We start from the raw sequence: 25,941 nt of genomic DNA, 5'->3' as shown, positions 1-25,941 counted from the left end.
AATCTTCCGCTGCCGTACCTATCAACGCAGATTGATGATCGTCTGGGTGATGGCGCTTTCGGTCTCGATGGTCTTGGCGTTGGCCTGGTAGTTACGCTGCGCAACGATCAGATTGACCAGCTGGTCCGACAACTCGACGTTGGAGTCTTCCAGCGCTCCAGCCTGGAGCGCACCGAGCGTTCCGGAGCCAGGTGTACCCACTACCGGTTCGCCTGATTCGAACGACTGTACCCACTGGGTCTTGCCCACGGGAGTCAGGCCCTGGACGTTGGCGAAGTTGGCCAGGATGATCTGCCCCTGCACTTTCGACTGGCCGTTGGTATACCGCGCGAAGATCACACCGGTATCGTCGATCTCCAGGCCGGCCAGCTCGCCGGTGGTGTAACCGTCCTGCGCGACGCTGTTCACGGCGAAGGCACTGGCGTACTGCGACGACTTGGAAAAGTCCAGCACGATGCCGCCCGGATTGGCCAATGCTCCATTGGCGGACCAGGTCGCCGGAGTGGCACCGTTGGAAATTGCCGGAATCCAGCCTCCGGTTGGCGGATTGCCGGTCGCGGAGTTCAGCGTCACCTTCAGATCCGGCGCAACGCTGAAGAGTGCCGAACCGCCATTGTCAACGGATGTAAGCGCTCCCGACGCATCGAAAGTCAGCCCCATCACATATGGCTGCGGCGGCTCCTGCGCCGGATCGGCCGGGTTGCGACCGTCGATCAGCACCTTCATGTCCCAGGTATTGGCACTGGTCTTGACGAAGTACTGCGTCATGACGTGCGCATTGCCTTGGGAGTCGTAGATATTCAGCGACGTCGAGCTGTTGTAGGTGGTTGGATCGGCGGGGTTGAACGTGCCACTAGCCTGCGTGGCAGCATAGGCCGCCGCCTGCGCCCTTTCGGCAGCGGTCGGTGCCGCGACATCGGCAACGTTTGCCGGGTTGCTGATCCAGCTCTGGTACTCGGCATCATAGGATGCCTGCCAGGTCGCAGGGGCTTTCTGGGTCGAGTTCAGGTTGAAGGCCGTATTGATCTGGCTGGTAGCTTTCGGCGCCTGGTTGGTCGTCTGGACCTGCAGGTTGCCAACGACGCCATTTTGCAGGTTGCCGTTGTTGTCCACCGGAAAACCCTGCAGCTTGTAGCCAAAGTTGTCGACCAGAAAGCCTTCGCGATCCGTACCGAAGTAACCGGCGCGGGTGTAGCTCACCGCACCGTTATTGGAAACCTGGAAAAAGCCGTTGCCGTTGATGGCCAGGTCCAGCGCGTTCTGGGTGTAGTTGATATTGCCCTGGTTGAACTGCTGAGAGATGTTGGACATCAGCACGCCGCTGCCCTGCGGGTTCTTGCCCGTGCCGAGGACGGACGCCGCGTAGACGTCGGAAAACTCCGCGCGCGATTGCTTGAAGCCCACGGTGCCGGCGTTGGCGATGTTGTTACCAGTGACGTTGAGGTCCTTGCTCGCGGCACGCAGGCCGCTCAGACCGATATTGAAGGACATGGAATTACTCCTTTGCCGAGGTGCCGGCGGTTATTGTCCGATGATCTGGACCTGGGAGAGGCCGATGCTGCCGATACCGGCAAGGTTGAGCATCAGCTCCCCGCCGTTCTGCCCAAGCGTGACGCTGTCGACGTTCGCCGGCAGCAAGGTGTAAAGCCCTTTGGTTTCGCCCTGATAGGTAGCCTGCGCCTCGAAGCGATAGGTACCAGGCGGCAAGACATTGCCACTGGCATCTTTGCCATCCCACATGAAGGACACGTTGCCGGCTTGCTGCTGGCCCATGTTCACGCGCGCGACCGAAGCACCCGTGCTGTCGTAGATATTCACGAAGACGTTGCTGCTGGAGGTCGGCAATACCAGGCTCGCCTTGAAGGTTTCGCTGGTATCGACAACTGCCTTGTCAGTCGGCACGATGACCTTGCGCCCTACCAGCGACGAGGCCTGCAGCGCCTGGGACGATTGGTAGCCGGACAGGATCGTCTGCATGCTCGAGTTGAGCTTCTCGACGCCTTCCACGGTGCTGAACTGCGCCAGCTGACCGATGAACTCGCCGTTTTCCTGCGGCTCCAGCGGGTTCTGGTTGTTCAACTGGGCCACCAGCAACTCAAGAAACTCGTTCTTGCCGAGGTCGTTACCCTTGGCCTCGCGCTTTTCGCCGAACTGGTACTGATCCAGTATCGAGCCGGTTCCACCGACGCCGTTCGTAGTGCTCATAATTGCGCTCTCGTAACTATCACTGACCCAGCGTCAGCACTTTCTGCAACATGGTCTTGGCCGTGTTCATCAGCTCGGCGTTGGTCTGGAAGGCACGACTGGCCGAGATCATGTCGGCCATCTCTTCCACCACGTTGACGTTCGGGTAATAGACGTAACCGGCCTCGTCGGCAGCCGGATGATTGGGCTCGTAGCGGGCCTGCAGCTCGCTCTGGTCCTCGACTACACCCAGCACCTGAACACCAACCCCGGCCTGGTCCTGACCGGCGAACAGCGACTGGTCGGGCTGACCGTTGGCCTGTTGGAAGACCGTGGCGAATACCGGATGACGCGCCCGGTAGGTCTGATCGACGCTTGACGAAACGGTCTCGGCGTTGGCGATGTTGCTGGAAATGGTGTTCAGCCGAGTGCTCTGGGCACTCATGCCGCTGCCGGCAATGTTGAAAACGCTGCTAAGAGACATGAGACACTCCTTTATTCGCCGCGCAGGGCGCTCATCAGCCCTTTGAACTTGCTATTGAGCAGGGTGAAGCTCGCCTGGAAGTCCACAGCGTTCTTCGCGTAGTTGGATTGCTCGATCTGCAGATCGACGGTGTTCTGATCGAGAGACGGATGCGCCGGCGTGCGAAAGCGCAGCGAGGCATCAGCGATCTCCAGCCCCTCGGCGGCAATGTGCCTTTCACTGGTCCGGGCGACGCCGAAGCCGCCCTGGCTACGAGCAGATTGCTCGGCGAGCACGCTGCTGAAATCCAGATCGCGGGCCTTGTAGTTGGGGGTATCGGCGTTGGCGATGTTGTTGGCCAGCACCTCTGCACGCTGGGAGCGAAAGCCCAGCGCCTTTTCGTGGATGCCAAGTGCCTTGTCGAAACTGATGCTCATGTCTGGCCCTCTGCCGGATACAAGTCTGCTTGCGCATACTCCAGCAAAGCTCATGCCATCAAACACAAATCGCTGATTTTCAAGGACTTCCAACCTGGCGGTATCGCCGGTCGCGTCAAAAGCGGCAAGCCATTACCGCTTTATTGCCGCAGACCGCCACCTTGCATGACGGTTTTCTGCCGCCAAGTGAGGTTCACTTGGCCTTGTAGATGATGCCTGGGCTGCACTGAATCATCTGGTACAGCTCGGGAAGACCATTGAGCGCTTCGGACGCGCCAAGGAAGAGATAGCCACCTGGTCGCAACGTCGCGTGAATACGCTTGAGGATGTCCTTCTTCACATCGGCGGAGAAATAGATCAGCACGTTGCGACAGAACACGATGTCGAACTTGCCCAGTGCCGCATAGCTATCCAGCAGGTTCTGCACCCTGAACTCGACTCGCGATCGGATGGCGGGCTTGACCGCCCACCGACCCGGCGCCTTGACATCGAAGTAGCGCTGCAGGCGATCCGAGGACAACCCACGGGCAATCGCCAGGCTGTCGTACTCCGCCGCTTTGGACGCTGCCAGCATTGCCCCGGACAGCTCCGTTGCGACGATCTGAATGCCCGTCTTTGGCTGACTCGGATTGCTGCGCTCGTACTCGTCGATCGCCATGGACAGCGAATAAGGCTCCTGCCCGGACGAGCAGGCTGCCGACCAGATACGCAGACGCTGCCCGGAACCGGCCTTGAGCATCTCTGGCAGCACGCGGCTCTTCAGCACCTCAAACGGATAGGTATCACGGAACCACAGCGTTTCGTTGGTCGTCATCGCGTCGACAACCGCTTCGCGCAAACCGCTGCGTGGCTGCGCCTGAATCTTTCTGACCAGATCACCAAGCGTCTTGATGCCCTGCTGTTCCATCAGCTTGTTCAGGCGGCTGGATACCAGATACTGCTTGTTGCTGCCCAGCAGGATGCCGCATGTCTTTTCAAGAAATACCCGGAACTGCTCGAAATCCAGATCGACTGACACCAATAAAGCCTCACCATCATGAGAGGAGCTAGCCTCAGTTTGCATCCGCCTGCCTGATCCGCTCGGCCACCCGAGCAGCAAGATCATCAGGCTGGAACTTGGCGAGGAAATCATCCGCCCCCGCTCGCTTCACCATGTTCTGGTTGAACACACCGGAAAGGGAAGTATGCAGGAGTATATGCATTGCATGCATGCGCGGATCGTGTCGCACCTCGGTAGTCAGGGTATAGCCATCCATTTCCGGCATTTCAATATCGGAAATCATCATCAGAAACTCTTCCGCCGGATTCTTGCCCTCGTCGGCCATCCGCTTCAGGTAATTGAGTGCCTCGCGGCCATCGTTGAGCTTGACGACCTCGATACCAATATTCTCCAGGCAGCGGGTAATCTGCTTGCGCGCCACCGACGAGTCATCCACAACCAGGACGCGACACGACAGCGCCTTGGCGCGAGTATCGTCGTCCACCACTTCCGGCGAAACCTCTTCCGAGGTAGGCGCAACTTCCGCCAGCACCTTTTCGACGTCGATGATTTCCACCAGCTTGTTGTCGATGTGCGTCACAGCGGTCAGGTAATGATCGCGCCCAGCACCGCGCGGAGGAGGCAGAATGGCCTCCCAGTTCAGATTGACGATCCGCTCGACAGAACTCACCAGAAAACCCAGCGTCCTGTTGTTGTATTCGGTGATTACTGCGAACGAATTTTCAAGATTCATCAGCGCCGACTTACCGGTCGCTAGCGAAAGATCCAGGATCGGCAGCGTGCTACCGCGGATGCTGGCCACGCCACGAACCACTCGACCACACTTGGGCATGATCGTCAGGCGCGGGCACTGCAGCACTTCCCGCACCTTGAAAACGTTGATGCCATAGAGCTGCTCGCCATCGAGGCGAAACAGCAACAGCTCCAGACGGTTCTGTCCCACCAATTGGGTACGCTGGTTAACCGAATCCAATACACCGGCCATGCCAGTTCCTCTCTGCTTGCAGATTACGGGGCCGAACGATTCAGACGCGGCACGCCCCTTGCTTTGGTTGGGATATGAACGTCCTTATGACCATTTTCCGACGCGCCGATCTGGCGCTGTGCCGGATTGCGCTGCTACCAGTACTTTGCGCGACGGGCTCACTCGCCCACGCGTCAACCATGTCACATCCTGAACAGCTTATCGACGTGACCGAGCAGTTTCTTGAGCGCACGGTTGGCGAGTATTTGATCCGCAGCGCAATCACCGCCCGGCATGAGATCAGCGTCAATCGATTGGACCCTAGGCTGCGCCTCAACCCTTGCGATCAACCACTCGCCGCCAGCCTTGGCGGAACCACCGCTCCCGTTGGACGTGTCACGGTAAGGGTAAGTTGCGAAGGCAGCAGCCCGTGGTCGGTTTTCGTACCGGCGCAGGTGCGCCTGTATCGCGAGGTGATCGTCGCAAACAGATCCCTTCTACGCGACACCGTGCTGAGCCAAGCGGATGTCAGCCTCGCCGAGCGGGATGTGTCCGCGCTCAATCAAGGCTATCTGACCCGAATGGACGAGGCCCTGGGCAACAAGCTTACCCGCCCCGTGCAACCCGATCAGGTGATCACACCCAATCAACTGGAGATGGCCAAGGTTGTCCGCAAGGGGGATCAGGTCGTCATCACCGCCAAGACGGGTTCGATCAGCGTACGCATGCCCGGCGAGGCAATGGCTGATGGCGCTCCGGGCAAGCAGATTCCTGTCAAGAATCAGCGTTCGGGCCGCACGATCAAGGCCAGAGTAACCGGCCCCGGCCAGGTGGAGGTCGCGATGTAACCGGGATTCAACAGTTTTCCGATGTGTACCCAGGAAAAAAACGCTAAAGTTTCCATCACTGTTGCCGAACACATGGCAAGCGTCCTGATTCCTTCGAGGTTTGCATCATGGTCATCGACTTCAATCGGCCTAACAGCCCACTGAATGCCCCCAGCGGGCGCAACGGTGTGCAAGGTAGCGAACGCGCAGCCAACCCGCAGCAAGGGCCGGCAAGCGAGGCAACGAAAACCAGCACCGTCAGCGGCAATGCCAGCGACACCGTTCAACTGAGCCCTGAAGCTCAACGCCTGCAGCAAGCGGCCGACAAATTGGCTGATCAACCCGCTGTAGACCAAGAGCGCGTAGAAAAACTGAAAGCAGCGATTGCAGACGGCTCTTATAAAGTCGACAACCAGCGCGTAGCAGCCAAGCTGCTGGCGTTCGAGACGCAACGCTGAGCCTGAGCCCGACTAACGCGAGCAAGCCCAGAGACCGAAATGCACGAAACAGCCCTGCTTGAGCAGCTAACCGAAGATATCGGCATTGCACACCAACTCCTTGAGCTTATCGATGAGGAGTTTGCTGCTCTGGGCAATCGTGATCTTGCTGGGCTTGAAGCGATCCTGACAAAAAAGCAGCCTTTGCTGGCACTGCTCGGCCAGCATGGCGCCCAGCGCAGTCAGTGGCTGACCGGACAACAACTGACACCTGATCGCAATGGCCTGCAGGCCGCAGTCAGTGGCTCACCGAGCGGTGAGACCATTCTCGAACAAGCCCGCACGCTCGAAGCCGAGCTGGAAAGCTGCCGTAGCGCCAACGAGCGCAATGGCCGGCTGATACGCGCCAACCAGAGCGCCTTGGGTAGCATGCTGCACATACTCCAGGGCAAGGACGATACTCCCGACCTGTATGACAATCGAGGCGGAGCGTCCAAGAGCAAGCAGCAACGACCTCTCAGCCAAGCCTGACGATAGACCGCTACAAGGACGCCACGCGATGGTGATAACAATGCGCCGGAGAACACCGGACCGTGTCTAACTCATTTTTTGGTGACGAGGGCCCGCAACCGCCCAAGGTACTGACGGCACCGCTAGAGATCTACGCCAATCTGCGTCCCCTGCTGGATAACAATATTCCCCTGACACTGCGCTTCCACGAGCGCAGCCAGCGATACCAGAGTTATCTGGTCGAGATGAACCGCGAAACCGGCTGGATCGCCCTCGACGAGCTTATCCCCAACGATGGCGAGAGACTGCTCCTGCAGGGCGAAGCCTTTCACGTCGAAGGCTTCTACGAAGGCGCACGCATCTTCTGGACAAGCCAGCAAGACGTGCATCTTGGAGAAATAGATGGGACACGTTGCTACTGGATCCCTACCCCTGCCGAACTGACCTATCATCAGCGCCGCAACGCTTATCGCGCGCAGCTGAAGGAGCTTGCCGTCACCGCCCAGCTAGGCGGCGCAGCGGTACGAAATGCATTGGAAGGCCGCCTGCTCGATATCTCCGCAACGGGCTGCAAACTGAGCATCAAAGGCAATCAGGGTAATCTGCAGACAGGCCAGGTTTATGAACTGGCCGCCAAGCTCCCGATCGGAACCATTCAGACGGAAGTCGAACTCCGCCACCTGGTGGTCGATGAAAAGCTGGATATGACCATGTGCGGGCTGCGCTTCCACCGCCTTAGCGGATTGACCCAACGGCAGATCGAACGATTGGTCTACCAGCTACAGCGCGATGCACGCCGCGACAATACCGACTCGCCATTCGGCTAATCATCTACGACACCCTAGCTACCCCACCAACTAGCCCTGCAGCGCTTGGCAGCTGGCGAGCCGCCCGCTGCGGCTTTGCCTCGTCATGCAGGCTTTGATGGCGTCCCAGGCGAGGTTCGAACTCACAACCTTCCCCTTAGGAGGGGGATGCTCTATCCAATTGAGCTACTGGGACTGATTGCGCGGCCGGCATGTTAGCGAGCCAGATGCGCTTTGTCATGTCGTTCGTGGGGCCAACGCTGCTCACCCGCCATCTCTGGAACCCTGTCTCGGCCGGGATTTGCCATCATGCAAATTGCATTGGTCGCGACGTGCATCCGTGCAAAGCGCAAGCTCGCCCCTGACACGCTCCAAGCTAAGTTATTGATTTTAAAGGACTTAAAAGCAATTCAGGCTTGGCACAGCGCGTGCAATATGAAAGGCAATCAAATGTGACGCGAAGGATGACGCTCATGATCAAGCCGGTTTCCCTCCTGAGTACTGGGTTCGCACTGGCCGCGCTGGCGGCGATGCAAATGCCAGCAGCCGAACCGCAAGCGCATCAATACGAGCCCACCCCGCAAGTTTCCACTCAGCGCGTGCAGTTCGCTGAAAAGGCCCAGATCACGACCCTGAGCGCCGCCCAGGGCAGCACATTGGCTCAGCCGCAACGCTGGGTCTTTTAAGGGATTGGATTTTGAGCGGATCGTTCCGCAAAGGAGATATTCATGTCCAAGTTCGCATTGACTTGCCTACTGCTCACCGCGGCCTGTGTGTATGGTGCATTCGCAGAAATACAGGAGCCGGGCGCGCTAGCTGCCGCTTGCAAGGCGGGCATCGGAGTCTTTGGGACGCTGTTCCTGATAGCCCTGATGATCGGGCGCAAAATAAAGTTCGATCCGGTACTGCGTTGATTCATCCCCGCTGTGGAAAATGGACTGCATCACAGTAAAGGCACTTTGATAGCACAACCACTTTACTAATCACCGATTCGTCGTACAATTGGCGCCATGAAGCCGTCTTCTATTTTTTCCCTTGGTCGACGGAACAGCGAGTACTGGTGGTTGTCAGACCGGTGACTACCCCGGCAATACGCCAGCACGCCCACCTGACTAACCGGTTAATTATGCGCCCTATGAAACAGGCAGTTTATTCCAGCCGCACGGCTGACAAATTCGTGGTTCGGCTTCCCGATGGCATGCGCGAACGCATCGCTGAGGTAGCGCGCAATCATCACCGCAGCATGAACTCGGAAATCATCGCCCGCCTGGAGCAAAGCCTGCTGCAGGAAGGCGCTCTGGACGACGATCTGAGCATGCGCTTGGACAGCCCTGAGCTGTCACTGCATGAACGGGAGCTGCTCCAGCGTTTCCGTCAGCTGGCTCACCGACAGCAGAACGCCTTGATCGCGCTGATCGCTCAGGATACCGAGCTCGCCAAGGAGGACTGACAGCAGCTGGACAGGGGCGTGACAGGCCCCTGTCCATGCATCCACGGCCTCACCTGGCCAGCACCTTCCCCGCCGCCCCCCCCCTTCTATCTGCCTGCCCCCAGCCAACCAAGCCGCTTGGCACGAAGCCACCACTTGCATGATGGCAATGCCCGATGAAAAGCACTGACGCAGGCGCCGCCATCAGCAACCGCGCATCGGGCGGACACTGACCATTCGACTTGCTTGATCGGAAGGGAAAAAGGTGAACAAGGTCACCTCAGACGCACCTCAGAAAGAGGCCGCCTGAGGAAGACAGGACATGCGGCGCTAGCCGACGAAGTTGAGAAGCACTCCTGCGGCTACCGCAGAGCCAATGACGCCCGCCACGTTTGGCCCCATGGCATGCATCAACAGAAAGTTCTGCGGATTAGCCTCCAGACCAACCTTATTCGAAACGCGCGCCGCCATCGGCACGGCCGACACACCGGCGGAACCGATGAGCGGGTTGATTTTGTTCTGGCTGAAGCGATTCATCACCTTGGCCATGAAAATGCCCGCCGCCGTACCGCCACAGAAGGCCACCATCCCCAAGACCAGAATCCCCAGCGTCTTCATTTGCAGAAACGCCTCGGACGACAGCTTCGAACCCACCGTCAGGCCCAGCGCAATGGTGACGATATTGATCAGGGCGTTGCGCGACGTATCGGCCAGACGATCCACAACGCCGCATTCGCGCAGCAGGTTGCCGAAAGCGAACATGCCCACCAGGGGCGCCGCATCCGGCAGCAACAAGCCAACCAGAATGCAGAGGACCAACGGGAAAACGATTTTCTCCGCCTGGCTGACATGGCGCAGCTGCATCATGACGATGGCACGCTCTTCCTTGGTGGTCAGCGCACGCATGATCGGAGGTTGTATCAGCGGAACCAGCGCCATGTAGGAATAAGCCGCCACGGCAATCGGCCCCAACAGTTCAGGCGCAAGCTTGGAGGTCACGAAGATCGACGTCGGGCCGTCCGCACCGCCGATGATCGCGATGGAGGCCGCCTCACGCAGCGTGAACTCCATTCCCGGGATTCCCAGCGCAGTCAGCGCCAGCGCACCGAGCAGGGTGGCGAAGATACCGAACTGGGCTGCCGCCCCGAGCAACAGCGTCTTCGGATTGGCCAGCATCGGACCGAAATCGGTCATTGCTCCGACACCCATGAAGATCAGCAGCGGAAACACGCTGGTCGGCAGGCCGACCTCATAGAACAGGTGCAGGATGCCAGCCCCCTCACCCATGTTCGCCACCGGGATGTTCGCCAGGATGCCGCCGAAACCGATCGGAATCAGCAACAGCGGCTCAAAACCCTTGCGGATCGCCAAATAGATCAGCCCCAGGCAGACGAGGATCATCAGCGCCTGCCCAGGCTCGAGGTGATAAAGACCGGTTCCCTGCCACAGCTTGAGCAACTTATCCATGTGACTCCCCTTAAGCGATGCTCAACAAGCTGTCGCCGACCGAAACCGCGTCGCCAACCTTGACGTTGACCGAGGCAACGGTACCGGCCTTGAACGCACGGATCTCGGTTTCCATTTTCATGGCCTCGAGAATCACCACCAGGTCGCCCTCCTGAACGAGCTGCCCAGGCTGCACCAACACCTTGAATATGTTGCCGGCCAGCGGTGCTGCCTGCGGCTCGCCACCAGCCGGAACGGCTGCTGCAGTCGAACCGGCACTGGCGGCGCTGGTCGCAGGATCCGCACCGAGCGGCTTGATGCCTTCGATGTCGCCCCCCTCGTTGACCTGCACGACGAACGACTTGCCATTGACCTCGACGGTGTACACCTCGGGCTTGCCCGGCTCGCTGCCGGTGGGTGCCGGCTCGAACGCCGAGGGATTGCCGCGATTCTCGAGGAACTTAAGACCAATCTGCGGGAACAATGCATAGGTCAGGACATCATCGATGGCATCCTCGGCCAGCTTGATGTTCTTCTCGCGGGCCAACCCTTCGAGCTCGGCCGTCAACCGCTGCATCTCCGGCTGCAAAAGGTCCGCAGGACGGCAAGTGATGACCTCTGCGCCGTCGAGCACGCGCGCCTGCAATTCGGCGTTGAAGGGAGCAGGCGCTGAGCCGTACTCACCCTTGAGCACACCGGCAGTTTCCTTGGTGATGGACTTGTAGCGCTCACCGGTGAGCACGTTGATCACCGCCTGGGTGCCAACGATCTGCGAGGTCGGGGTTACCAGCGGGATGAAGCCCAGATCCTCGCGCACGCGCGGAATCTCAGCCAGCACCTGATCGAACTTGTCCTGAGCGCCCTGCTCCTTGAGCTGGCTTTCCATGTTGGTGAGCATGCCGCCCGGCACCTGGGCGACCAGGATGCGCGAATCGACGCCTTTGAGGTTGCCCTCGAACTTCGCGTATTTCTTGCGCACCTCTCGAAAGTAGGCGGCAATCTCTTCCAGCAGCTCCAGGTCCAGCCCGGTGTCGCGCTCGGTACCCTGGAACATGGCCACCACCGACTCGGTCGGCGAATGACCATAAGTCATCGACAGCGAGGAGATGGCAGTGTCGACATTATCGATACCGGCTTCCACCGCCTTGAGAATAGCCGCCGAGGACAAACCAGCAGTGGCGTGGCACTGCATATGGATCGGGATAGCCAGGCTGGCCTTCAGGCGCGAGACCAGTTCGAACGCCGTATAGGGGGTGAGGATGCCGGCCATGTCCTTGATCGCCACCGAGTCGGCGCCCATATCTTCGATCTGCTTCGCCAGATCGACCCACATCTCCAGGGTGTGCACCGGGCTGGTGGTGTAGGAAATGGTGCCCTGGGCGTGCTTGCCGTGCTGTTTCACCGCACGCAGTGCCGTTTCCAGATTACGCGGATCGTTCATCGCATCGAACACGCGGAACACGTCGACGCCGTTGACCGCAGCGCGCTCGACAAACTTCTCCACCACATCGTCGGCATAGTGGCGATAGCCCAGCAGGTTCTGCCCACGCAACAGCATTTGCTGGCGCGTGTTGGGCATGGCCTTCTTCAACTCACGGATGCGCTCCCACGGATCCTCGCCGAGGTAGCGGATACAGGCATCGAACGTCGCTCCACCCCAGCTCTCAACCGACCAGAACCCGACTTGATCGAGCTTGGCGGCTATCGGCAACATGTCCTCTAGCCGGACGCGGGTGGCCAGAATGGACTGATGGGCATCACGCAGCACCACATCGGTGATACCGAGCGGCTTTTTAGCAACTGTCATGGAAGGAACTCCCTTTCCAGAGTCAACCGCGGCGCGCGCGGTGTTGATGAATCGCGGCCTGGATGGCTGCAAGAATGTCCGCGTCTGTTTCAGCACCGACATGCGGTGCAGGCGCAGCCTGAGGCGCCGGTGCACTTACGAAGCGACCGGTCAGATACGACATCAGGCGAATGCAAAGGATCAACAGAACGAGGAATGCGAAGACGAAACCGATGCCGAACAGCATGAGTTCGACGCCTTCGAGCAGGAGTTGGCTGGGGGTCATCGGGAGTTCCCTTGTCAGCAGCTCAAGCTGCTTGTTATTCGCTGCGTTAGTTCGGACACGTTCCGCGACACGCGAAACGGCCGAACCTTAGCCCGAAACAACGAAACAAGGCAAACCCCAACACGACGCGAAAAGCGCCGCTACAGCAGAAAAATTGTCGCCAATCCGAGGAAAATGAAGAAACCGCCACTGTCGGTCATGGCCGTGATCATCACGCTGGCCCCCATCGCCGGATCGCGCCCCAGTCGCGCCAGCGTCATCGGAATCAGCACACCCATCAGCGCCGCGAGCAGCAGATTCAAGGTCATCGCAGCCGTCATCACGACACCCAGAGACCAGCTACCGTAAAGCCACCAGGCCACCGCGCCTATCACGCCACCCCACACCAGACCATTGACCAGACCGACCCCGACCTCCTTGCGCAACAGGCGTACGGTGTTCCCAGTGCCCACCTGATCCAGCGCCATGGCGCGTACGATCATGGTGATCGTCTGGTTGCCGGAGTTGCCGCCGATACCTGCGACAATTGGCATCAGCGCAGCCAGCGCCACCAGCTTCTCGATCGAGCCATCGAACAGACCGATCACTCGCGAAGCGACGAATGCGGTGACCAGGTTGACCGCCAGCCAGGCCCAACGGTTGCGCACGGACTTCCAGACCGAAGCGAAGATATCTTCCTCCTCGCGCAGACCGGCCATGTTGAGGACTTCGCTTTCGCTCTCCTCGCGGATCAGGTCGACCATCTCGTCGATGGTCAGGCGCCCGATCAGCTTGCCTCCCTTGTCGACGACCGGTGTCGAAACCAGGTCGTAGCGCTCGAACGCCTGAGCCGCCTCGTAGGCGTCTTCGTCAGGATGGAAGGTGACCGGGTCGCTGGCCATTACCTCGGCGACCTGCTTGTCGGGATCGTTGACCAGGAGCCGCTTGATCGGCAGCACACCTTTGAGCACACCGTCGTAATCGACCACGAACAGCTTGTCGGTGTGACCGGGTAGCTCCTTGAGCCGCCGCAGGTAGCGCAGCACGACTTCCAGGCTGACATCTTCGCGGATGGTCACCATCTCGAAGTCCATCAGCGCGCCAACCTGATCCTCCTCGTACGACAAAGCCGAGCGCACACGCTCGCGCTGCTGGGCGTCCAGGCTCTCCATCAGCTCATGAACGACATCACGGGGCAGTTCAGGGGCCAGGTCGGCCAGCTCGTCGGCGTCCATCTCCTTGGCCGCGGCGAGCAGTTCGTGATCGTCCATGTCGGCGATCAGCGTCTCCCGCACCGCATCGGAGACCTCGAGCAGAATGTCGCCATCGCGCTCGGCCTTGACCAGCTGCCAGACGGTCAGGCGCTCTTCGAGCGGCAATGCTTCCAGGATGTGGGCGACGTCCGCAGGGTGCAGCTCGTCGAGCTTGCGTTGCAGCTCGGCAAGGATCTGCCCCTGATCATAATTCTCGGCGGGCTCGACCTGCAGATTGTCCTGCCGGTATTCGCCATCCTCACCGAGGCGATGGCGTTGCAGCAGTTCGACCACCTGCGCCAGGCGGTCCTGCAAGGTCTCTTGTGGCTTTTTTGCTTCTACTTCTGTCATGGCGCACTCCACCCCCGGCCGGGAGCGCGCCGGGGGAATCAATCAATCTTCACGTGATTGGCAAGCGGGAAACTTGAATGGCTACTGGGTAAGTCCATAAGGAAAGGTTGTTCCACAGACCCATAGGGGCAGATGCGGCAATCATACCATCGCCGCGGCGTGCCGGACGTGCTCAAGTACAGCCCTTTCGGGCAACTTGCACACAGACACGTCAGCAGCCTGGACGCCGACTTTTCTGTCGACGCCTTCACGGCGCAATGAGACACGGATGTACGGACAGCTTTTATTGAGTAGCCTGCAAGGCGCTTGTTCAGTCAAGGAGGACGACAATGAAAATGTGGGTGATCTGCACTGGCCTGCTTTTGCTGGCGAATCCGGCGTTTTCCGCAAGCGTGTTTCGCTGCATCGATACCGCGGGGCACGTCACTTTCAGTCAGCAGGGCTGCCCCACGGACCAGAGCAGCGAGCGACAACAGGCGGTCAACCCGAAGCCCAGCTCCGACGAGACCGTGCGCATGGCCACGACTGCCAGAAGTACGAATCACGAGCGCAAGGTCGGCAACGACGTGGCGGTAGTTGCCGAGAAAGACGACGGGTGCGGCAACAGGGTGACCGGCAGCGAGCGGCGCAGCGCGATCATCAGCAAGAGCATTCGTGCGGGGATGACACGCAGCGACGTGGAAAGCGCGCTGGGCCGACCGGAAAGCACCACAAGCACCAACGGCAGAGACGCCTGCGCTTTCGGGACGGCAAGGGGCAGGTGCGCACGGTCAGCTTCGATGAACACGGCTGCGTGCTGGGCAAGCGCTAGACGCCAAAACGAAAAAGGGCCTGCATCGCTGCAGGCCCTTCTCTTGATTGGCGCACTCAGGAGGATTCGAACCTCCGACCGCTCGGTTCGTAGCCGAGTACTCTATCCAGCTGAGCTATGAGTGCGTAAGTGCTTGATAAACCAGATCACTGCTGGTTGCCCGAGCGACTCGCAAGATGCCAGTCATTCGAATATGGCGCACTCAGGAGGATTCGAACCTCCGACCGCTCGGTTCGTAGCCGAGTACTCTATCCAGCTGAGCTATGAGTGCGCTGAGCGTGCGCATTATAGGGAGTAAACAATGATGGTCAAGCACTTTGCCGTGGCGCTTTCCATCTGAAAGCAGGCTGACGCAAGAATCAAAAACCCTAGAACGCAAAATGGCGGAGAAGGGGGGATTCGAACCCCCGACACCCTTTTGAGGTGTACTCCCTTAGCAGGGGAGCGCCTTCGGCCACTCGGCCACCTCTCCGCAACACGGGGCGCATCATACCCATCTTTACCCCGTTTGCAAAGCCAAAAATTACAGAAAAATTAGTGGCTTGGTTCCTGATCCTTCTCTTTCTGGATCCGCTGGTAAATCTCCTCGCGATGCACCGCCACCTCCTTGGGCGCATTGACGCCGATACGTACCTGGTTTCCTTTCACACCCAACACAGTGACAGTCACATCGTCACCCACCATCAGGGTTTCTCCTACCCGGCGAGTCAGAATCAGCATTCCTTTCTCCTTAAACGGATTCAGTTCAGTAAACAGTCTGCAAAGATAAATACGGAAAATGTCCCGTAAAACATGAAGCTAGAGCCTTTCACCAGGTATTGACCCGCGCTCGGGAGCCTAAAGTTCCTTTTAGCACGGCCCAATACGACAGAAGGCGCGGACTAGCGCGCCTTCTGCGAATCACTCCGCAGTATTGCCAGCCGGCGCATCCAACTCAAATGCGGTGTGCAACGCACGTACTGCAAGTTCCAGATACTTCTCTTCAATGACAACCGAAACTTTGATTTCGGACGTCGAAATCATCTGGATATTGATGTTTTCCTTGGCCAGCGCCTCGAACATCCGGCTGGCGACGCCCGCGTGCGAACGCATACCGACACCGACGATAGACACCTTGGCGATGTTGGTGTCACCTATGACTTCCCGGGCGCCCATCTCGGCGGCAATCCCTTGCAGCACCTGAAGCGCATTGTTGTAGTCGTTGCGGTGCACGGTGAACGTGAAATCGGTGGTGTTATCGTGCGCGACGTTCTGCACGATCATGTCCACTTCGACATTCGCGGCGCTGATCGGCCCGAGAATCTTGAACGCTACGCCGGGCGTGTCCGGCACCCCACGGATGGTCAGCTTGGCCTCGTCACGATTGAAGGCGATGCCGGAAATGATGGGCTGTTCCATGGATTCCTCTTCATCAAGGGTAATGAGGGTACCCGGACCCTCCTGAAAGCTGTGCAGTACACGCAGCGGGACACTGTACTTGCCGGCGAACTCAACCGCGCGGATTTGCAGCACCTTGGAGCCAAGGCTGGCCATTTCCAGCATTTCCTCGAAGGTGATCTTGTCCAGACGCTGGGCCTTGGCAACGACGCGCGGGTCGGTGGTATAGACGCCATCCACATCGGTGTAGATCTGACATTCATCGGCCTTCAACGCTGCCGCCAACGCCACGCCGGTGGTGTCGGAGCCACCGCGCCCCAGCGTGGTGATGTTGCCCTTCTCGTCCACACCCTGGAAGCCAGCCACAACGACGACACGCCCCGCCTTGATGTCGCGCTGGATGCGCTGCGCATCGATCTGCAGGATGCGCGCCTTCGTGTGGGCGCTATCGGTGAGGATACGGACCTGATTGCCAGTGTAGGACACCGCCGGAACGCCGCGCTTGATCAGCGCCATGGCCAGCAGGGCGATCGTCACCTGCTCGCCCGTGGACACCATGACGTCCAGCTCGCGCGGAACCGGCTGCTCGCTGATCTGCTTGGCCAGATCGATCAGACGGTTGGTTTCGCCGCTCATTGCCGAGACGACCACGACAATGTCATCGCCACCGTCGCGGAATTTCTTGACCTTTTCGGCCACCTGCTCGATTCGCTCGACGGTGCCGACCGAGGTGCCCCCAAACTTCTGTACGATCAAAGCCATTGTTAGCCGCCTAGAGCCCGCAAAGGGCATTCATTAAACAAACAACCTGCAGATGCCGGAGGCGCCTCCGGCAACGTAATCAAAGTGCCTGCTGAGCAAACGGCAGGGCCAAGGCCAACGCCTCGTCCAGCTTGGCGGCATCGGTACCGCCGCCCTGGGCCATATCCGGGCGACCACCGCCCTTGCCACCTACCGCGGCAGCGGCCTGCCTCATCAGATCCCCGGCCTTCAGGCGCGAGGTCAGGTCCTGCGTCACGCCGGCAACCAGGACGACCTTATCGTCCTGAACCCCGCCCAGCAGAATGACCGCACTGCCCAATTTGTTCTTCAGCTGGTCGACCAGCGCCAGCAACGCCTTGCCGTCGAGCCCATCCTGACGTGCCGCCAGCACGCGGATGCCGTTCACCTCAACCGCCGATGCCGCCAGGTCATTACCTGCAGCGCTGGCGGCCTTGGCCTTGAGCTGCTCGAGCTCCTTTTCCAGCTGACGGTTGCGCTCCAGGAGGCCACCGAGCTTGTCCAACAGATTCTCGCGGCTGCCCTTGACCAGGCTGGCCGCCTCCTTCAGCTGTTCCTCGGCGTCATTGAGGTAGGCGAGCGCCGGTGCGCCAGTTACCGCTTCGATCCGCCGCACGCCAGCGGCCACGCCGCCTTCGCTGGTGATCTTGAACAGGCCGATGTCGCCGGTGCGGTTCACGTGGGTACCACCGCACAGCTCGACGGAAAAACCGCCACCCATGGTCAGCACCCGAACGGTGTCGCCATACTTCTCGCCGAACAGCGCCATTGCGCCCTTGGCCTTGGCGGTATCGATATCGGTTTCCTCGATCTCCACCGCCGAATTGCGGCGGATCTCGGCATTGACGCGATCCTCCAGTGCGCGGAGCTGCTCCGGTTTGATCGCTTCGAAGTGGCTGAAGTCGAAGCGCAGGCGCTGACTGTCCACCAAGGAGCCCTTCTGGCTCACGTGCTCACCGAGAATTTCACGCAACGCAGCATGCAGCAGGTGGGTCGCCGAGTGGTTGAGCGCCGTAGCCTGGCGCACTGAAGCGTCGACCGTCGCCTCGACTTGCGCGCCCGTGGTCAGCGTGCCGCTGTCGACGATTCCGTGATGCAGGAATGCGCCACCAGCCTTGCTGGTGTCGCGCACATCGAAGCGCAGACCCTGTGCCTCGAGGTAGCCGCAGTCACCGATCTGCCCGCCGGATTCGGCGTAGAACGGCGTCTGATCGAGCACCACGACGCCCTCCTCGCCAGCGCTCAGGCTATCGACCAGCATGCCTTGCTTGAACAGCGCCAGAACCTTGCCGCTGCCCGACGTGCCCTGGTAACCGATAAAGCGCGTCTCGCCTTCCACCTTGACCAGGCTGTTGTAGTCCATGCCGAAGGCGCTCGCCGAGCGGGCACGCTCGCGCTGGGCCTGCATCTCGCGCTCGAAGCCCTCTTCATCCAGAGTCAGATTACGCTCGCGCGCGATGTCACCGGTCAGATCGACCGGGAAGCCGTAAGTGTCGTACAGCTTGAACACCACCTCGCCGGGAATGACGCTACCGGCAAGCCCGGCCAGATCCTGCTCCAGGATCTTCAGCCCCTGCTCCAGGGTCTTGGCGAATTGCTCTTCCTCATTCTTCAGCACGCGCTCGATATGCGCCTGCTGTTGCTTGAGTTCGGGGAAGGCGTCGCCCATCTCCGCTACCAGCGCGGCGACGATGCGATGGAAGAAGCTGCCCTTGGCGCCGAGCTTGTTGCCATGGCGGCAGGCGCGGCGAATGATGCGGCGCAGCACGTAGCCACGGCCTTCGTTGGACGGCGTCACGCCATCGGCGATGAGGAAGCCGCAGGAACGGATATGGTCGGCAACGACCTTCAGCGAAGCCTGGCCTTCGTTGGCGCAGCCGATGGCGTCCGCCGCCGCGTTCAGCAGGCTCTGGAACAGGTCGATTTCATAGTTCGAATTGACGTGCTGGAGCACGGCGCTGATGCGCTCCAGGCCCATGCCGGTGTCGACGCTCGGTGCCGGCAACGGGTGCAGCACACCGTCCGCGGTGCGGTTGAACTGCATGAACACGTTGTTCCAGATCTCGATGTAGCGGTCGCCGTCTTCCTCTGGCGAACCGGGCGGGCCACCCCAGATGTGTTCGCCGTGGTCGAAGAAGATCTCGGTGCAGGGACCGCAAGGGCCGGTATCGCCCATCGCCCAGAAGTTGTCCGAGGCGTAGGGCGCGCCCTTGTTGTCACCGATGCGCACCATGCGCTCGGCCGGCACGCCGACTTCCTTGGTCCAGATGTCGTAGGCCTCGTCATCGGTGGCATAGACCGTGACCCAGAGTTTCTCCTTGGGCAGGTTCAGCCACTTGTCGCTGGTCAGAAACTCCCAGGCGTAGTGAATCGCGTCGCGCTTGAAATAATCGCCGAAGCTGAAATTGCCGAGCATCTCGAAGAAGGTGTGGTGACGCGCGGTGTAGCCGACGTTTTCCAGGTCGTTGTGCTTGCCGCCGGCACGTACGCACTTCTGGCTGGTGGTGGCACGGGTATAGGCGCGCTTCTCCAGGCCGAGGAAGCAGTCCTTGAACTGGTTCATGCCGGCGTTGGTGAACAGCAGGGTCGGGTCGTTCGCCGGAATCAGCGAACTGGAGGCCACGCGAGTGTGGCCCTTCTCTTCGAAGAAGCGGAGGAAGGCTTCACGGATTTCTGCGCTTTTCATAGATTTCTTCCAGAGGACTGCGGCCGAACGGCTGCAAAACGACACGGCGAGGCGGGACCACCGAAAGCCGGTTCGCAACTATCCAACGGATAGCCGGCAAAGGGCCGCATTATATCGGGCCTGCGCGCCGGGTATAGGGGATAAAGGCGATTGAATCAAGCAATTCGACGTCAATTGCCGCTCATGTTCCCGGCGAATTCGGCGAAGGCACGTACCACCATCGGCAGGTGCTCGTCGTGCACGTCGAGATGGGTCACCAGACGCAGCCGTGCCGAAGGGGTCAGCCGGATGCCACGCGTCGAACAGAACTCCGCCAATGCCGAAGCCCTGTCACCCACCGTCACATAAACCATGTTGGTTTGCACGGGCTCGACCGCGAAGCCAAGCGCGGCCAGCTCCTTTCCGAGCCACTGGGCGCGACGATGATCCTCGGCGAGCCGAGCGACGTTGTACTCCAGCGCGTAGAGCCCGGCGGCGGCGAGCACGCCAGCCTGGCGCATGCCACCGCCGACCATCTTGCGCAGGCGCCGCGCCTTGCCGATGAATGCCTCGCCACCGCAGAGCACCGACCCCACCGGCGCACCGAGCCCCTTGGACAGACACACCGAAACCGTATCGAAATGCCGGGTGATCTCTTGGGCATCGCAACCGAGCCTTACCGCCGCATTGAACAGCCGGGCACCATCCAGATGCAGCGCCAGGCCGTGCCGGCGCATGAGGTCGCGAGCCGCGGCAAGATAGTCCAGCGGCAGCACCTTGCCCTGCATGGTGTTTTCCAGCGTCAGCAGACGGCTACGGGCGAAGTGGAAGTTGTCCGGCTTGATCGCCGCTTCGACGCGGGCAAGGTCCAGCGTCCCGTCCGCCTCCATTTCGATCGGCTGCGGCTGAATCGAGCCCAGCACCGCTGCTCCGCCGCCTTCGTATTTGTAGGTGTGCGCCTGCTGGCCAACGATGTACTCGTCACCCCGCTCGCAGTGCGCCATCAGCCCCAGCAGATTGCTCATCGTCCCCGAAGGAACGAAGAGCCCTGCGGCAAACCCCAGACTCGCGGCGAGGCGGCTCTCGAGCAGGCTGACCGTCGGGTCCTCGCTGTAAACGTCATCACCGGTCACAGCACAACACATCACTTCACGCATTGCGCTGGACGGCTGAGTGACGGTGTCGCTGCGAAGATCGATGATGGTCACAGAAGTCTCCTCATGGGGCGGGCTGACCCTGGCGATTCGGAATCAGCGCAGCAGTCGGGTGTTGAGCGCCTTCGAGCCGCCGCCAAGCAGCGTTTCGGTCATGGTGATGAAGTCGTCCGTGCTGACGGTATCCATGCGCATCAGGCCGCGCGCGACATCGTCCAGCGAATGCCGCCCCTTGCTGCGCTGGCGGATTTCCTTGTCCAGATCCTGCAACAGCAACACGGCGCGCGCGGTAATCGGGCCGGTGGAATGCTCGGTGCGCAGGCTATCGACCTTGCGACTCCATTTGATCAGGTGCTCCCGAACTGCCTGGTAACGATCCTCGCTCATCCCTCCGGCACGGCGCACCAGTTCGATGGCGTAGTATTCGGCCAGCCCTTCGCTGATCCAGTCGCTGCGATCGGTGTCCTTGATGCGGCTGAACACATGCACCAGCTCATGCACCAGCGAGCTTGTGCCGTTCTCGCTGACCAGCGGGCGGTCGGCATGCATGTACAGGGAATTGGGTCCGGACAGCCCACCGCGCCACATGGGATCGCCGGCGCCGACGATCAGCAGCTTTGCCGGATCGCGGGGAAAGACGTTCTGCACCTGCGGCCAGACGAAGGTAAGCATGGTCAGGATGTCCATCCGCCGCACGCCCTCCCCTACCGGCGCTGCGACGGTGACCTCGGTTTCGCCAAGCTTGGCGCGACGGGTGCCCAGTTTGCCGGCCAGCATCCAGCCGGTCGGGCGATCGAACAGACGCTCGCGGTTGTCCACGCGAAAGCGGTTCTTGCCGATCCGCGGCCAGCCGGTTTCGATGCTCTTCCAGCCTTCCGGCAGCTCGAAGCTGATGCGTGACACCAAGCTCACGCCATCGACCTGATCCAGCCGCGCCGGCGGCACCAGATCATCGCCGCGGAACAGCGCCCAATCGGGCGTCATCCGTGCATCGAAGCGCCCATTGTCACGGGGATGGCTGATGCGAACGCGATAGCTAAGGGTCGCCTTGCCGGGGGCAGGTCGCCAGGTGCCCAGTGCCGGCGACTCCTGCTGCCATTCGCCGTCCGCCTGGAAGTCGCTGTAGTAACCCTCGTCGCCCAGGTTGAATTGGAGGCTGCGGACCGCCTCGCCCTTCTCCAGGATCAGCTGCACCACTGCCTGATCTTCCGCCGGGAGGAAGCGCACGTGATAGTCAAGATCGACCCGCTTGGCCGCCTGTGCCGGGCCGACGACGAAAAGAACGAGAGCGAACAGCGACAGCAGTCGAGCAAGCATCGAAGAGAACTCCACGGATCGGATAACGCGAGGGGTGTGCTGATCTTGAGACGATGCAATCGGCGCTTAGATTCAACCAGCACGGAAAATCAGGTGGTCTTCCCAATGCTCCTCGGCAACGCTGCCTTCGGCGAGCATCCTGCCGGCCTGGGAAATGCGCTCGACGTGTACCGCCTCGCGGTCACCACAGACCAGATGGTGCCAGAGCGGCAGGTCCTTGCGCTCGGCCACCAGGCGGTAGGCGCAGGTGGGCGGAAGCCACTTGAACTGTGCGGCGTCCTGGGCATTGAGCTGAATGCAGTCCGGTACGCTGGCGCGCCGATTGGGGTAATCGCTGCATTGACAGGTCTTCAGATCGAGCAAGCGGCAGGCGATGCGCGTGTAGTACACGGCGCCATCTTCCTCATCCTCGAGCTTCTGCAGGCAGCAGAGGCCGCAGCCGTCGCATAGCGACTCCCACTCGGCCGAATCGAGCTCGGCGAGGGTCTTGCGCTTCCAGAAGGGTTCGACTTTGGCCGCCATCTCTCTGTCACTACCGGGAAAAAGCGGCAAGTCTAGCCACTGCAGGATATCCGGCCAATAGCCGGCAGGCGGATCAAGGTCTGACCCGTGGCCGCCGGCCGGAGCGGCAGGCAGCCACGCGGCGGATTACTGCTTGTCGAGCATGTCGCGATGGCTGCGCATCTGCTCGAGCATCTGTTCCATGTGCTGGATGCGCATGTCGAGCATTTCCTTGGACGGTGCCGCCATCATGCGGCCGCCGCCCATTGCCCCCTGCATCGGCTTGCCGCCCTGTTTGCCCATGCCGGCACCCGGGCCGCCCATCGGGCAGCCTCCCATGGCGCCCATGGTCGACTGCATGCTCTGCCAGTGTTCGTCCCGCAGCTTCTGCCGTTCTTCCGGCGTCTTCGCGGCCTGCCAGGCCTGACGATATTCCTGCATCTTCTGCCAGTGCTGCTGCCAGGCTTCGTTGTCGTAGGCCGGCGCCGGCTGCGCGCTGGCAGACATCGCCAGACCGGCAAGGATCGAACCGAGTACCCAGGAACGCGTTTTCATGAGCCGTCTCCCTATGCATGTGCGGACGACTTCAGAATAGTCCGATCCGCCGGCACGACCTTGTCCCCGGTCATGCCTGGCCGGGCACCTTCACATGGGATCGTTCATGCGCAGCAGTTCCTCGGGAAGGTGCTCGATGTACTCGTCCTCGGCCGGCGGCATCTGCAGGTGATAGCCCTGCGCCTCTATGTTGGCGAGCACCTTGTTGATGTCCTCGCGCGCCAGCTGGCGCTCCGGGGTGAGCACCAGCTCGAATGCCAGCTGCGGCGCGCCGAATGCGGCGAGCAAGCCCTCGGGCACGCGCTTGAGCGCATCGCGCTTGTCGACGTAGAGGTACATGCCGTCCTTGCGGGGGCTCTTGTAAATGGAACAGATGAGTTTCATGAGCGTTTTTCCAGAACATCCAGCAGGGCCTGCCCCATCCGCTCGCGGCGCCAGCCGCGCAGCGAATCGGGCAGTTGATAAGGGCCGTCGGGGTAACCGCTTTTCAGCAGTGCCTCCAGGGTCTTCTTGCGCAGCATGAGCTCCGGCGCGATATCCAGCGCCTTCGCCTCGCGCTGGCCGACCGCCCGCAACTTCTTCAACACGCCGGAAACTTCCAGCGGCAACGGCTCCGGCAGCGCCGCCGGCCAATCCTGTTCGGGCGTCGCGGCGGCCTCGCGGATCATCGCCAGCAAGGCTTCACCATCCTGGCGTACGGTGCGCGGATGCATCTCATCGATGCGCGCCAGCGTAACCAGATCGCGCGGCTGGGTACGCGCCAGCGGCCACAGACTGGCCTCGCGCAACACGCGATTGCGCGGCTGGTTGCGCGCTCGGGCCTGGCGCTCACGCCAGGCGGTCAGCACCTTGAGCACGGCCAGCTGTTGAGGCTTGAGGCGCCAGGCCTGCTTGACCTCTCGATAGGCCTCCTCCGGGTCGGATTCGCGCTGCAGGTTGGCGACCAGCTCGGCACCGTCCTCCAGCACCCAGGCTCGCTTGTCGTCCGACAGCTTCGGCAGCAGCGCTTCGTAGAGTTCGGCCAGGTGCTGCGCATCCTCGGCGGCGTAGCGCACCTGCATCTCGCTCAGCGGCCGCTGCAGCCAGTCCGAGCGCGTTTCGCCCTTGGGCAGTTCGATGCCAAGCACGGCCTGGACCAGCCGCGAATAGCCCATGGAAAAGCCGATGTTCAGGTAGCCGGCGGCCAACTGGGTATCGAACAGCGGCTGCGGCAGGCTGCCGGTCAGGCGCAGCAATACTTCGAGGTCCTCGCTGCAGGCATGCAGCACCTTTACCACAGCAGCATCGTCCAGCAGTGTGGCAAACGGACGCCAATCGCGCACCGCCAGCGGGTCGATCAGATAGGCGCACCGCCCGTCACCCACCTGCACCAGCCCGGCGATGGGATAAAAGGTGTCCACCCTCATGAATTCGGTGTCCACCGCCACAAATGGCAGTTGGCGCCATTCGGCGCAGAGGCGGGCCAGATGTGCATCATCCACGACCCATTGAGTTTCGATGGCCACACGGCCTCCTTTTCGGCTGACGACCGGCGCGCGGCCGAACGAGGCGCGCAGTATATATCGAGCATCCGACCGGCCGGGCATTCATGGCCGGCGCGCACGCTGGTAGTGTTTAGCGATGTTTCCCCGGAGGCGTACGATGCCACTTGCACAACTCATCACAGCCGAGCAACTGGCCCGGCGCCTGGACGATTCCGCGCTGCGCATTCTCGATTGCCGCTTCGCCCTGGAAGATTCCACCTACGGCGAGCGCAGCTACCGCCAGGGCCATGTTCCCGGCGCCCGGTTCGCCGACCTGGAGAAGGACCTATCCGGCCCGGTCACCCCTGGTGTCACCGGCCGGCACCCACTGCCGGATCCGGAGCGGCTGGCGGCGCGCTTTCGCCAATGGGGCCTCGATGACGACAGCGACGTGGTGCTGTACGACGACGGCCCCGGTGCCTTTGCCGCACGGGCATGGTGGCTGCTGCTCTGGCTCGGTAAACGCGACGGCATCTACCTTCTCGATGGCGGCCTCAAGGCGTGGCGCGAAGCCGGTCTACCGATGGACGAAGCGATCCCCGATACTGAGCCAGGCACCTTCAGCGGGCGCGCCGACAGCAGCCTGATCATCGATGCCTCCACGCTTCAGGAGCGCCTCGACGATCCGCAACTGGCGCTGCTCGACGCCCGCGCGCTGCCCCGCTTTCTCGGCGAAGTCGAACCCATCGATCCGATCGCCGGGCATATCCCCAATGCCACTTGCGTTCCGTTCACCGAGAATCTCCGCGGCGACGGCCGGTTTCTCCCGGTCGAACAGCTGCGCAGGCGCTTCGAACCGCTGCTGGGCAACAAGCCACCCCAGCGCACCGTCGCCTACTGTGGCTCCGGCGTGACCGCCTGCCACAACCTGTTTGCCCTGTGTCTGGCTGGCTATCCGCTGGTGACGCTCTATCCCGGCTCCTGGAGCGAGTGGATCACCGACACCCGGCGGCCTCGCGCCTGAGTCCGACCACCACGCGGCGCCAGCAGGCGCGGCGTGGCTGACGAGTCACAATACGCCTCTGCGGTTTTGCCGAAGTTACATTTGTTTTCACAACCGTTAGTCGCCATCTTTACGAAAAATTGCAATTCATTGTCTT

The 25,941-nt window shown here is 61.0% G+C and carries 29 protein-coding genes, 4 tRNA genes and 1 pseudogene; 10 read left to right on the top strand and 24 right to left on the bottom strand.

All coding sequences use genetic code 11. The features are described 5' to 3' along the window. Positions 1-21: 21 nt before the first annotated feature. From ACVRRC_RS07455 to ACVRRC_RS07430, 6 genes are all read right to left on the bottom strand, one after another. Positions 22-1,491, bottom strand: coding sequence for a flagellar hook protein FlgE (locus tag ACVRRC_RS07455; RefSeq protein ID WP_019407239.1), 1,470 nt, complete (start codon positions 1,489-1,491; stop codon positions 22-24). Positions 1,492-1,521: 30 nt separating this feature from the next. Beyond that, the gene (gene flgD / locus ACVRRC_RS07450) at positions 1,522-2,205 is read right to left on the bottom strand and encodes a flagellar hook assembly protein FlgD (RefSeq protein ID WP_017244651.1); all 684 of its coding nucleotides are present in this window, start codon (positions 2,203-2,205) and stop codon (positions 1,522-1,524) included. Between the two features lie 19 nt (positions 2,206-2,224). Then, a complete protein-coding gene (gene flgC / locus ACVRRC_RS07445) occupies positions 2,225-2,668 on the bottom strand; it encodes a flagellar basal body rod protein FlgC (RefSeq protein WP_013982229.1) in 444 nt (147 codons plus the stop codon). 11 nt (positions 2,669-2,679) lie between these two features. Then, entirely contained in the window at positions 2,680-3,084 is a 405-nt protein-coding gene (flgB, locus tag ACVRRC_RS07440) for a flagellar basal body rod protein FlgB (protein ID WP_013982228.1), read from the bottom strand. Positions 3,085-3,277: 193 nt separating this feature from the next. Continuing rightward, complete coding sequence (gene cheR, locus ACVRRC_RS07435; protein WP_386416351.1) at positions 3,278-4,147, bottom strand: protein-glutamate O-methyltransferase CheR; 870 nt, start codon at positions 4,145-4,147, stop codon at positions 3,278-3,280. Next, positions 4,137-5,069 carry a chemotaxis protein CheV gene (locus ACVRRC_RS07430; protein ID WP_014596200.1) on the bottom strand — a complete coding sequence of 311 codons (933 nt, stop codon included), beginning with the start codon at positions 5,067-5,069 and terminating at the stop codon, positions 4,137-4,139. Before ACVRRC_RS07430 ends, cheR begins: the two co-directional genes overlap by 11 nt. A gap of 86 nt (positions 5,070-5,155) precedes the next feature. On the opposite strand from ACVRRC_RS07430, the gene flgA reads away from it, so the two are divergent. The 4 genes from flgA to ACVRRC_RS07410 all read left to right on the top strand — a co-directional run bounded on the left by flgA (position 5,156) and on the right by ACVRRC_RS07410 (position 7,649). Further along, positions 5,156-5,896: a flagellar basal body P-ring formation chaperone FlgA gene (flgA, locus tag ACVRRC_RS07425; RefSeq protein ID WP_020699866.1), complete on the top strand. Its 741-nt coding sequence runs from the start codon at positions 5,156-5,158 to the stop codon at positions 5,894-5,896. Positions 5,897-6,003: 107 nt separating this feature from the next. Beyond that, positions 6,004-6,333: a flagellar biosynthesis anti-sigma factor FlgM gene (gene flgM / locus ACVRRC_RS07420; RefSeq protein ID WP_013982224.1), complete on the top strand. Its 330-nt coding sequence runs from the start codon at positions 6,004-6,006 to the stop codon at positions 6,331-6,333. Between the two features lie 39 nt (positions 6,334-6,372). Then, a complete protein-coding gene (locus ACVRRC_RS07415; protein ID WP_041771675.1) occupies positions 6,373-6,843 on the top strand; it encodes a flagella synthesis protein FlgN in 471 nt (156 codons plus the stop codon). Between the two features lie 62 nt (positions 6,844-6,905). Then, positions 6,906-7,649 carry a flagellar brake protein gene (locus ACVRRC_RS07410; protein WP_472996808.1) on the top strand — a complete coding sequence of 248 codons (744 nt, stop codon included), beginning with the start codon at positions 6,906-6,908 and terminating at the stop codon, positions 7,647-7,649. 98 nt (positions 7,650-7,747) lie between these two features. Here ACVRRC_RS07410 and ACVRRC_RS07405 read toward each other — a convergent pair. After that, positions 7,748-7,824, bottom strand: a tRNA-Arg gene (locus tag ACVRRC_RS07405). Positions 7,825-7,937: 113 nt separating this feature from the next. Between ACVRRC_RS07405 and ACVRRC_RS07400 the strand changes: the two genes are divergently transcribed. The 4 genes from ACVRRC_RS07400 (at position 7,938) to ACVRRC_RS07385 (ending at position 9,078) form a co-directional block, all read left to right on the top strand. After that, positions 7,938-8,084: a hypothetical protein gene (locus ACVRRC_RS07400; protein WP_472996806.1), complete on the top strand. Its 147-nt coding sequence runs from the start codon at positions 7,938-7,940 to the stop codon at positions 8,082-8,084. 17 nt (positions 8,085-8,101) lie between these two features. After that, the gene (locus ACVRRC_RS07395) at positions 8,102-8,314 is read left to right on the top strand and encodes a hypothetical protein (protein ID WP_106442969.1); all 213 of its coding nucleotides are present in this window, start codon (positions 8,102-8,104) and stop codon (positions 8,312-8,314) included. 42 nt (positions 8,315-8,356) lie between these two features. Further along, positions 8,357-8,542, top strand: coding sequence for a PA3371 family protein (locus tag ACVRRC_RS07390; protein WP_013982219.1), 186 nt, complete (start codon positions 8,357-8,359; stop codon positions 8,540-8,542). A 212-nt stretch (positions 8,543-8,754) separates the two neighbouring features. Further along, the gene (locus tag ACVRRC_RS07385) at positions 8,755-9,078 is read left to right on the top strand and encodes an Arc family DNA-binding protein (protein WP_013982217.1); all 324 of its coding nucleotides are present in this window, start codon (positions 8,755-8,757) and stop codon (positions 9,076-9,078) included. Between the two features lie 309 nt (positions 9,079-9,387). On the opposite strand, the gene ACVRRC_RS07380 is transcribed toward ACVRRC_RS07385, so the two are convergent. The 4 genes from ACVRRC_RS07380 to mgtE form a co-directional block, all read right to left on the bottom strand. Then, the gene (locus ACVRRC_RS07380; RefSeq protein ID WP_014596192.1) at positions 9,388-10,524 is read right to left on the bottom strand and encodes a sodium ion-translocating decarboxylase subunit beta; all 1,137 of its coding nucleotides are present in this window, start codon (positions 10,522-10,524) and stop codon (positions 9,388-9,390) included. Positions 10,525-10,534: 10 nt separating this feature from the next. After that, positions 10,535-12,310, bottom strand: coding sequence for a sodium-extruding oxaloacetate decarboxylase subunit alpha (gene oadA, locus ACVRRC_RS07375; protein WP_186416129.1), 1,776 nt, complete (start codon positions 12,308-12,310; stop codon positions 10,535-10,537). Positions 12,311-12,332: 22 nt separating this feature from the next. Further along, the gene (locus tag ACVRRC_RS07370) at positions 12,333-12,575 is read right to left on the bottom strand and encodes an OadG family protein (RefSeq protein WP_084901178.1); all 243 of its coding nucleotides are present in this window, start codon (positions 12,573-12,575) and stop codon (positions 12,333-12,335) included. A 140-nt stretch (positions 12,576-12,715) separates the two neighbouring features. After that, a complete protein-coding gene (gene mgtE, locus ACVRRC_RS07365; protein ID WP_013982213.1) occupies positions 12,716-14,158 on the bottom strand; it encodes a magnesium transporter in 1,443 nt (480 codons plus the stop codon). Positions 14,159-14,487: 329 nt separating this feature from the next. Here mgtE and ACVRRC_RS07360 point away from each other — a divergent pair. After that, positions 14,488-14,613, top strand: a pseudogene (locus ACVRRC_RS07360) (DUF4124 domain-containing protein); the annotation flags it as partial. A gap of 86 nt (positions 14,614-14,699) precedes the next feature. Here ACVRRC_RS07360 and ACVRRC_RS07355 read toward each other — a convergent pair. From ACVRRC_RS07355 to rnd, 13 genes are all read right to left on the bottom strand, one after another. Next, positions 14,700-14,945 carry a hypothetical protein gene (locus ACVRRC_RS07355; RefSeq protein ID WP_472996805.1) on the bottom strand — a complete coding sequence of 82 codons (246 nt, stop codon included), beginning with the start codon at positions 14,943-14,945 and terminating at the stop codon, positions 14,700-14,702. 72 nt (positions 14,946-15,017) lie between these two features. Further along, positions 15,018-15,094: transfer RNA gene (locus ACVRRC_RS07350), tRNA-Arg, on the bottom strand. 69 nt (positions 15,095-15,163) lie between these two features. Next, positions 15,164-15,240 (bottom strand) — tRNA-Arg (locus ACVRRC_RS07345). A gap of 110 nt (positions 15,241-15,350) precedes the next feature. Continuing rightward, a tRNA-Ser gene (locus tag ACVRRC_RS07340) sits at positions 15,351-15,441 on the bottom strand. 62 nt (positions 15,442-15,503) lie between these two features. Beyond that, positions 15,504-15,689: a carbon storage regulator CsrA gene (csrA, locus tag ACVRRC_RS07335; RefSeq protein ID WP_003283978.1), complete on the bottom strand. Its 186-nt coding sequence runs from the start codon at positions 15,687-15,689 to the stop codon at positions 15,504-15,506. 180 nt (positions 15,690-15,869) lie between these two features. Then, positions 15,870-17,108 (bottom strand): aspartate kinase, encoded by a 1,239-nt coding sequence (locus tag ACVRRC_RS07330; RefSeq protein ID WP_013982211.1) that lies wholly within the window; start codon positions 17,106-17,108, stop codon positions 15,870-15,872. A gap of 79 nt (positions 17,109-17,187) precedes the next feature. Continuing rightward, on the bottom strand, positions 17,188-19,812 hold the full coding sequence (gene alaS, locus ACVRRC_RS07325) for an alanine--tRNA ligase (protein ID WP_049326326.1): 2,625 nt from the start codon (positions 19,810-19,812) through the stop codon (positions 17,188-17,190). 170 nt (positions 19,813-19,982) lie between these two features. After that, positions 19,983-20,999, bottom strand: a complete 1,017-nt coding sequence (ltaE, locus tag ACVRRC_RS07320; RefSeq protein ID WP_472996804.1) for a low-specificity L-threonine aldolase — start codon at positions 20,997-20,999, stop codon at positions 19,983-19,985. Between the two features lie 42 nt (positions 21,000-21,041). After that, on the bottom strand, positions 21,042-22,262 hold the full coding sequence (locus ACVRRC_RS07315; protein ID WP_279947061.1) for a M61 metallopeptidase family protein: 1,221 nt from the start codon (positions 22,260-22,262) through the stop codon (positions 21,042-21,044). Positions 22,263-22,334: 72 nt separating this feature from the next. Continuing rightward, positions 22,335-22,784, bottom strand: coding sequence for a YcgN family cysteine cluster protein (locus ACVRRC_RS07310; RefSeq protein WP_013982207.1), 450 nt, complete (start codon positions 22,782-22,784; stop codon positions 22,335-22,337). A 126-nt stretch (positions 22,785-22,910) separates the two neighbouring features. Then, positions 22,911-23,318: a hypothetical protein gene (locus tag ACVRRC_RS07305; RefSeq protein WP_011912542.1), complete on the bottom strand. Its 408-nt coding sequence runs from the start codon at positions 23,316-23,318 to the stop codon at positions 22,911-22,913. Positions 23,319-23,408: 90 nt separating this feature from the next. After that, complete coding sequence (locus ACVRRC_RS07300) at positions 23,409-23,702, bottom strand: YcgL domain-containing protein (RefSeq protein ID WP_011912541.1); 294 nt, start codon at positions 23,700-23,702, stop codon at positions 23,409-23,411. Continuing rightward, on the bottom strand, positions 23,699-24,823 hold the full coding sequence (gene rnd, locus ACVRRC_RS07295; RefSeq protein ID WP_472996803.1) for a ribonuclease D: 1,125 nt from the start codon (positions 24,821-24,823) through the stop codon (positions 23,699-23,701). The genes ACVRRC_RS07300 and rnd overlap by 4 nt, the downstream gene beginning before the upstream one ends. Positions 24,824-24,959: 136 nt before the next feature. Between rnd and ACVRRC_RS07290 the strand changes: the two genes are divergently transcribed. Next, entirely contained in the window at positions 24,960-25,805 is an 846-nt protein-coding gene (locus ACVRRC_RS07290) for a sulfurtransferase (RefSeq protein WP_472996802.1), read from the top strand. Positions 25,806-25,941 lie beyond the last annotated feature (136 nt).

The organism is Stutzerimonas sp. LR2 (assembly GCF_055755175.1).
The sequence above is the reverse complement of the archived record's forward strand: the minus strand, read 5'-3'. Positions and strand labels throughout refer to the sequence as shown.

Bases quoted from the DNA above. Each gene is read 5' to 3' on its own strand.
- ACVRRC_RS07315 (WP_279947061.1), bottom strand. From the start codon at position 22,262: ATGCTTGCTCGACTGCTGTCGCTGTTCGCTCTCGTTCTTTTCGTCGTC.
- flgM (WP_013982224.1), top strand. From the start codon at position 6,004: ATGGTCATCGACTTCAATCGGCCTAACAGCCCACTGAATGCCCCCAGC.
- mgtE (WP_013982213.1), bottom strand. From the start codon at position 14,158: ATGACAGAAGTAGAAGCAAAAAAGCCACAAGAGACCTTGCAGGACCGC.
- ACVRRC_RS07430 (WP_014596200.1), bottom strand. From the start codon at position 5,069: ATGGCCGGTGTATTGGATTCGGTTAACCAGCGTACCCAATTGGTGGGA.
- ACVRRC_RS07300 (WP_011912541.1), bottom strand. From the start codon at position 23,702: ATGAAACTCATCTGTTCCATTTACAAGAGCCCCCGCAAGGACGGCATG.
- ACVRRC_RS07330 (WP_013982211.1), bottom strand. From the start codon at position 17,108: ATGGCTTTGATCGTACAGAAGTTTGGGGGCACCTCGGTCGGCACCGTC.
- ACVRRC_RS07290 (WP_472996802.1), top strand. From the start codon at position 24,960: ATGCCACTTGCACAACTCATCACAGCCGAGCAACTGGCCCGGCGCCTG.
- alaS (WP_049326326.1), bottom strand. From the start codon at position 19,812: ATGAAAAGCGCAGAAATCCGTGAAGCCTTCCTCCGCTTCTTCGAAGAG.
- cheR (WP_386416351.1), bottom strand. From the start codon at position 4,147: ATGCAAACTGAGGCTAGCTCCTCTCATGATGGTGAGGCTTTATTGGTG.
- ACVRRC_RS07400 (WP_472996806.1), top strand. From the start codon at position 7,938: ATGCAAATTGCATTGGTCGCGACGTGCATCCGTGCAAAGCGCAAGCTC.
- flgC (WP_013982229.1), bottom strand. From the start codon at position 2,668: ATGTCTCTTAGCAGCGTTTTCAACATTGCCGGCAGCGGCATGAGTGCC.
- ACVRRC_RS07455 (WP_019407239.1), bottom strand. From the start codon at position 1,491: ATGTCCTTCAATATCGGTCTGAGCGGCCTGCGTGCCGCGAGCAAGGAC.
- oadA (WP_186416129.1), bottom strand. From the start codon at position 12,310: ATGACAGTTGCTAAAAAGCCGCTCGGTATCACCGATGTGGTGCTGCGT.
- flgB (WP_013982228.1), bottom strand. From the start codon at position 3,084: ATGAGCATCAGTTTCGACAAGGCACTTGGCATCCACGAAAAGGCGCTG.
- ACVRRC_RS07390 (WP_013982219.1), top strand. From the start codon at position 8,357: ATGTCCAAGTTCGCATTGACTTGCCTACTGCTCACCGCGGCCTGTGTG.
- csrA (WP_003283978.1), bottom strand. From the start codon at position 15,689: ATGCTGATTCTGACTCGCCGGGTAGGAGAAACCCTGATGGTGGGTGAC.
- flgD (WP_017244651.1), bottom strand. From the start codon at position 2,205: ATGAGCACTACGAACGGCGTCGGTGGAACCGGCTCGATACTGGATCAG.
- ACVRRC_RS07310 (WP_013982207.1), bottom strand. From the start codon at position 22,784: ATGGCGGCCAAAGTCGAACCCTTCTGGAAGCGCAAGACCCTCGCCGAG.
- ACVRRC_RS07380 (WP_014596192.1), bottom strand. From the start codon at position 10,524: ATGGATAAGTTGCTCAAGCTGTGGCAGGGAACCGGTCTTTATCACCTC.
- ACVRRC_RS07385 (WP_013982217.1), top strand. From the start codon at position 8,755: ATGCGCCCTATGAAACAGGCAGTTTATTCCAGCCGCACGGCTGACAAA.
- ACVRRC_RS07370 (WP_084901178.1), bottom strand. From the start codon at position 12,575: ATGACCCCCAGCCAACTCCTGCTCGAAGGCGTCGAACTCATGCTGTTC.
- ACVRRC_RS07415 (WP_041771675.1), top strand. From the start codon at position 6,373: ATGCACGAAACAGCCCTGCTTGAGCAGCTAACCGAAGATATCGGCATT.
- flgA (WP_020699866.1), top strand. From the start codon at position 5,156: ATGACCATTTTCCGACGCGCCGATCTGGCGCTGTGCCGGATTGCGCTG.
- ACVRRC_RS07395 (WP_106442969.1), top strand. From the start codon at position 8,102: ATGATCAAGCCGGTTTCCCTCCTGAGTACTGGGTTCGCACTGGCCGCG.
- ACVRRC_RS07305 (WP_011912542.1), bottom strand. From the start codon at position 23,318: ATGAAAACGCGTTCCTGGGTACTCGGTTCGATCCTTGCCGGTCTGGCG.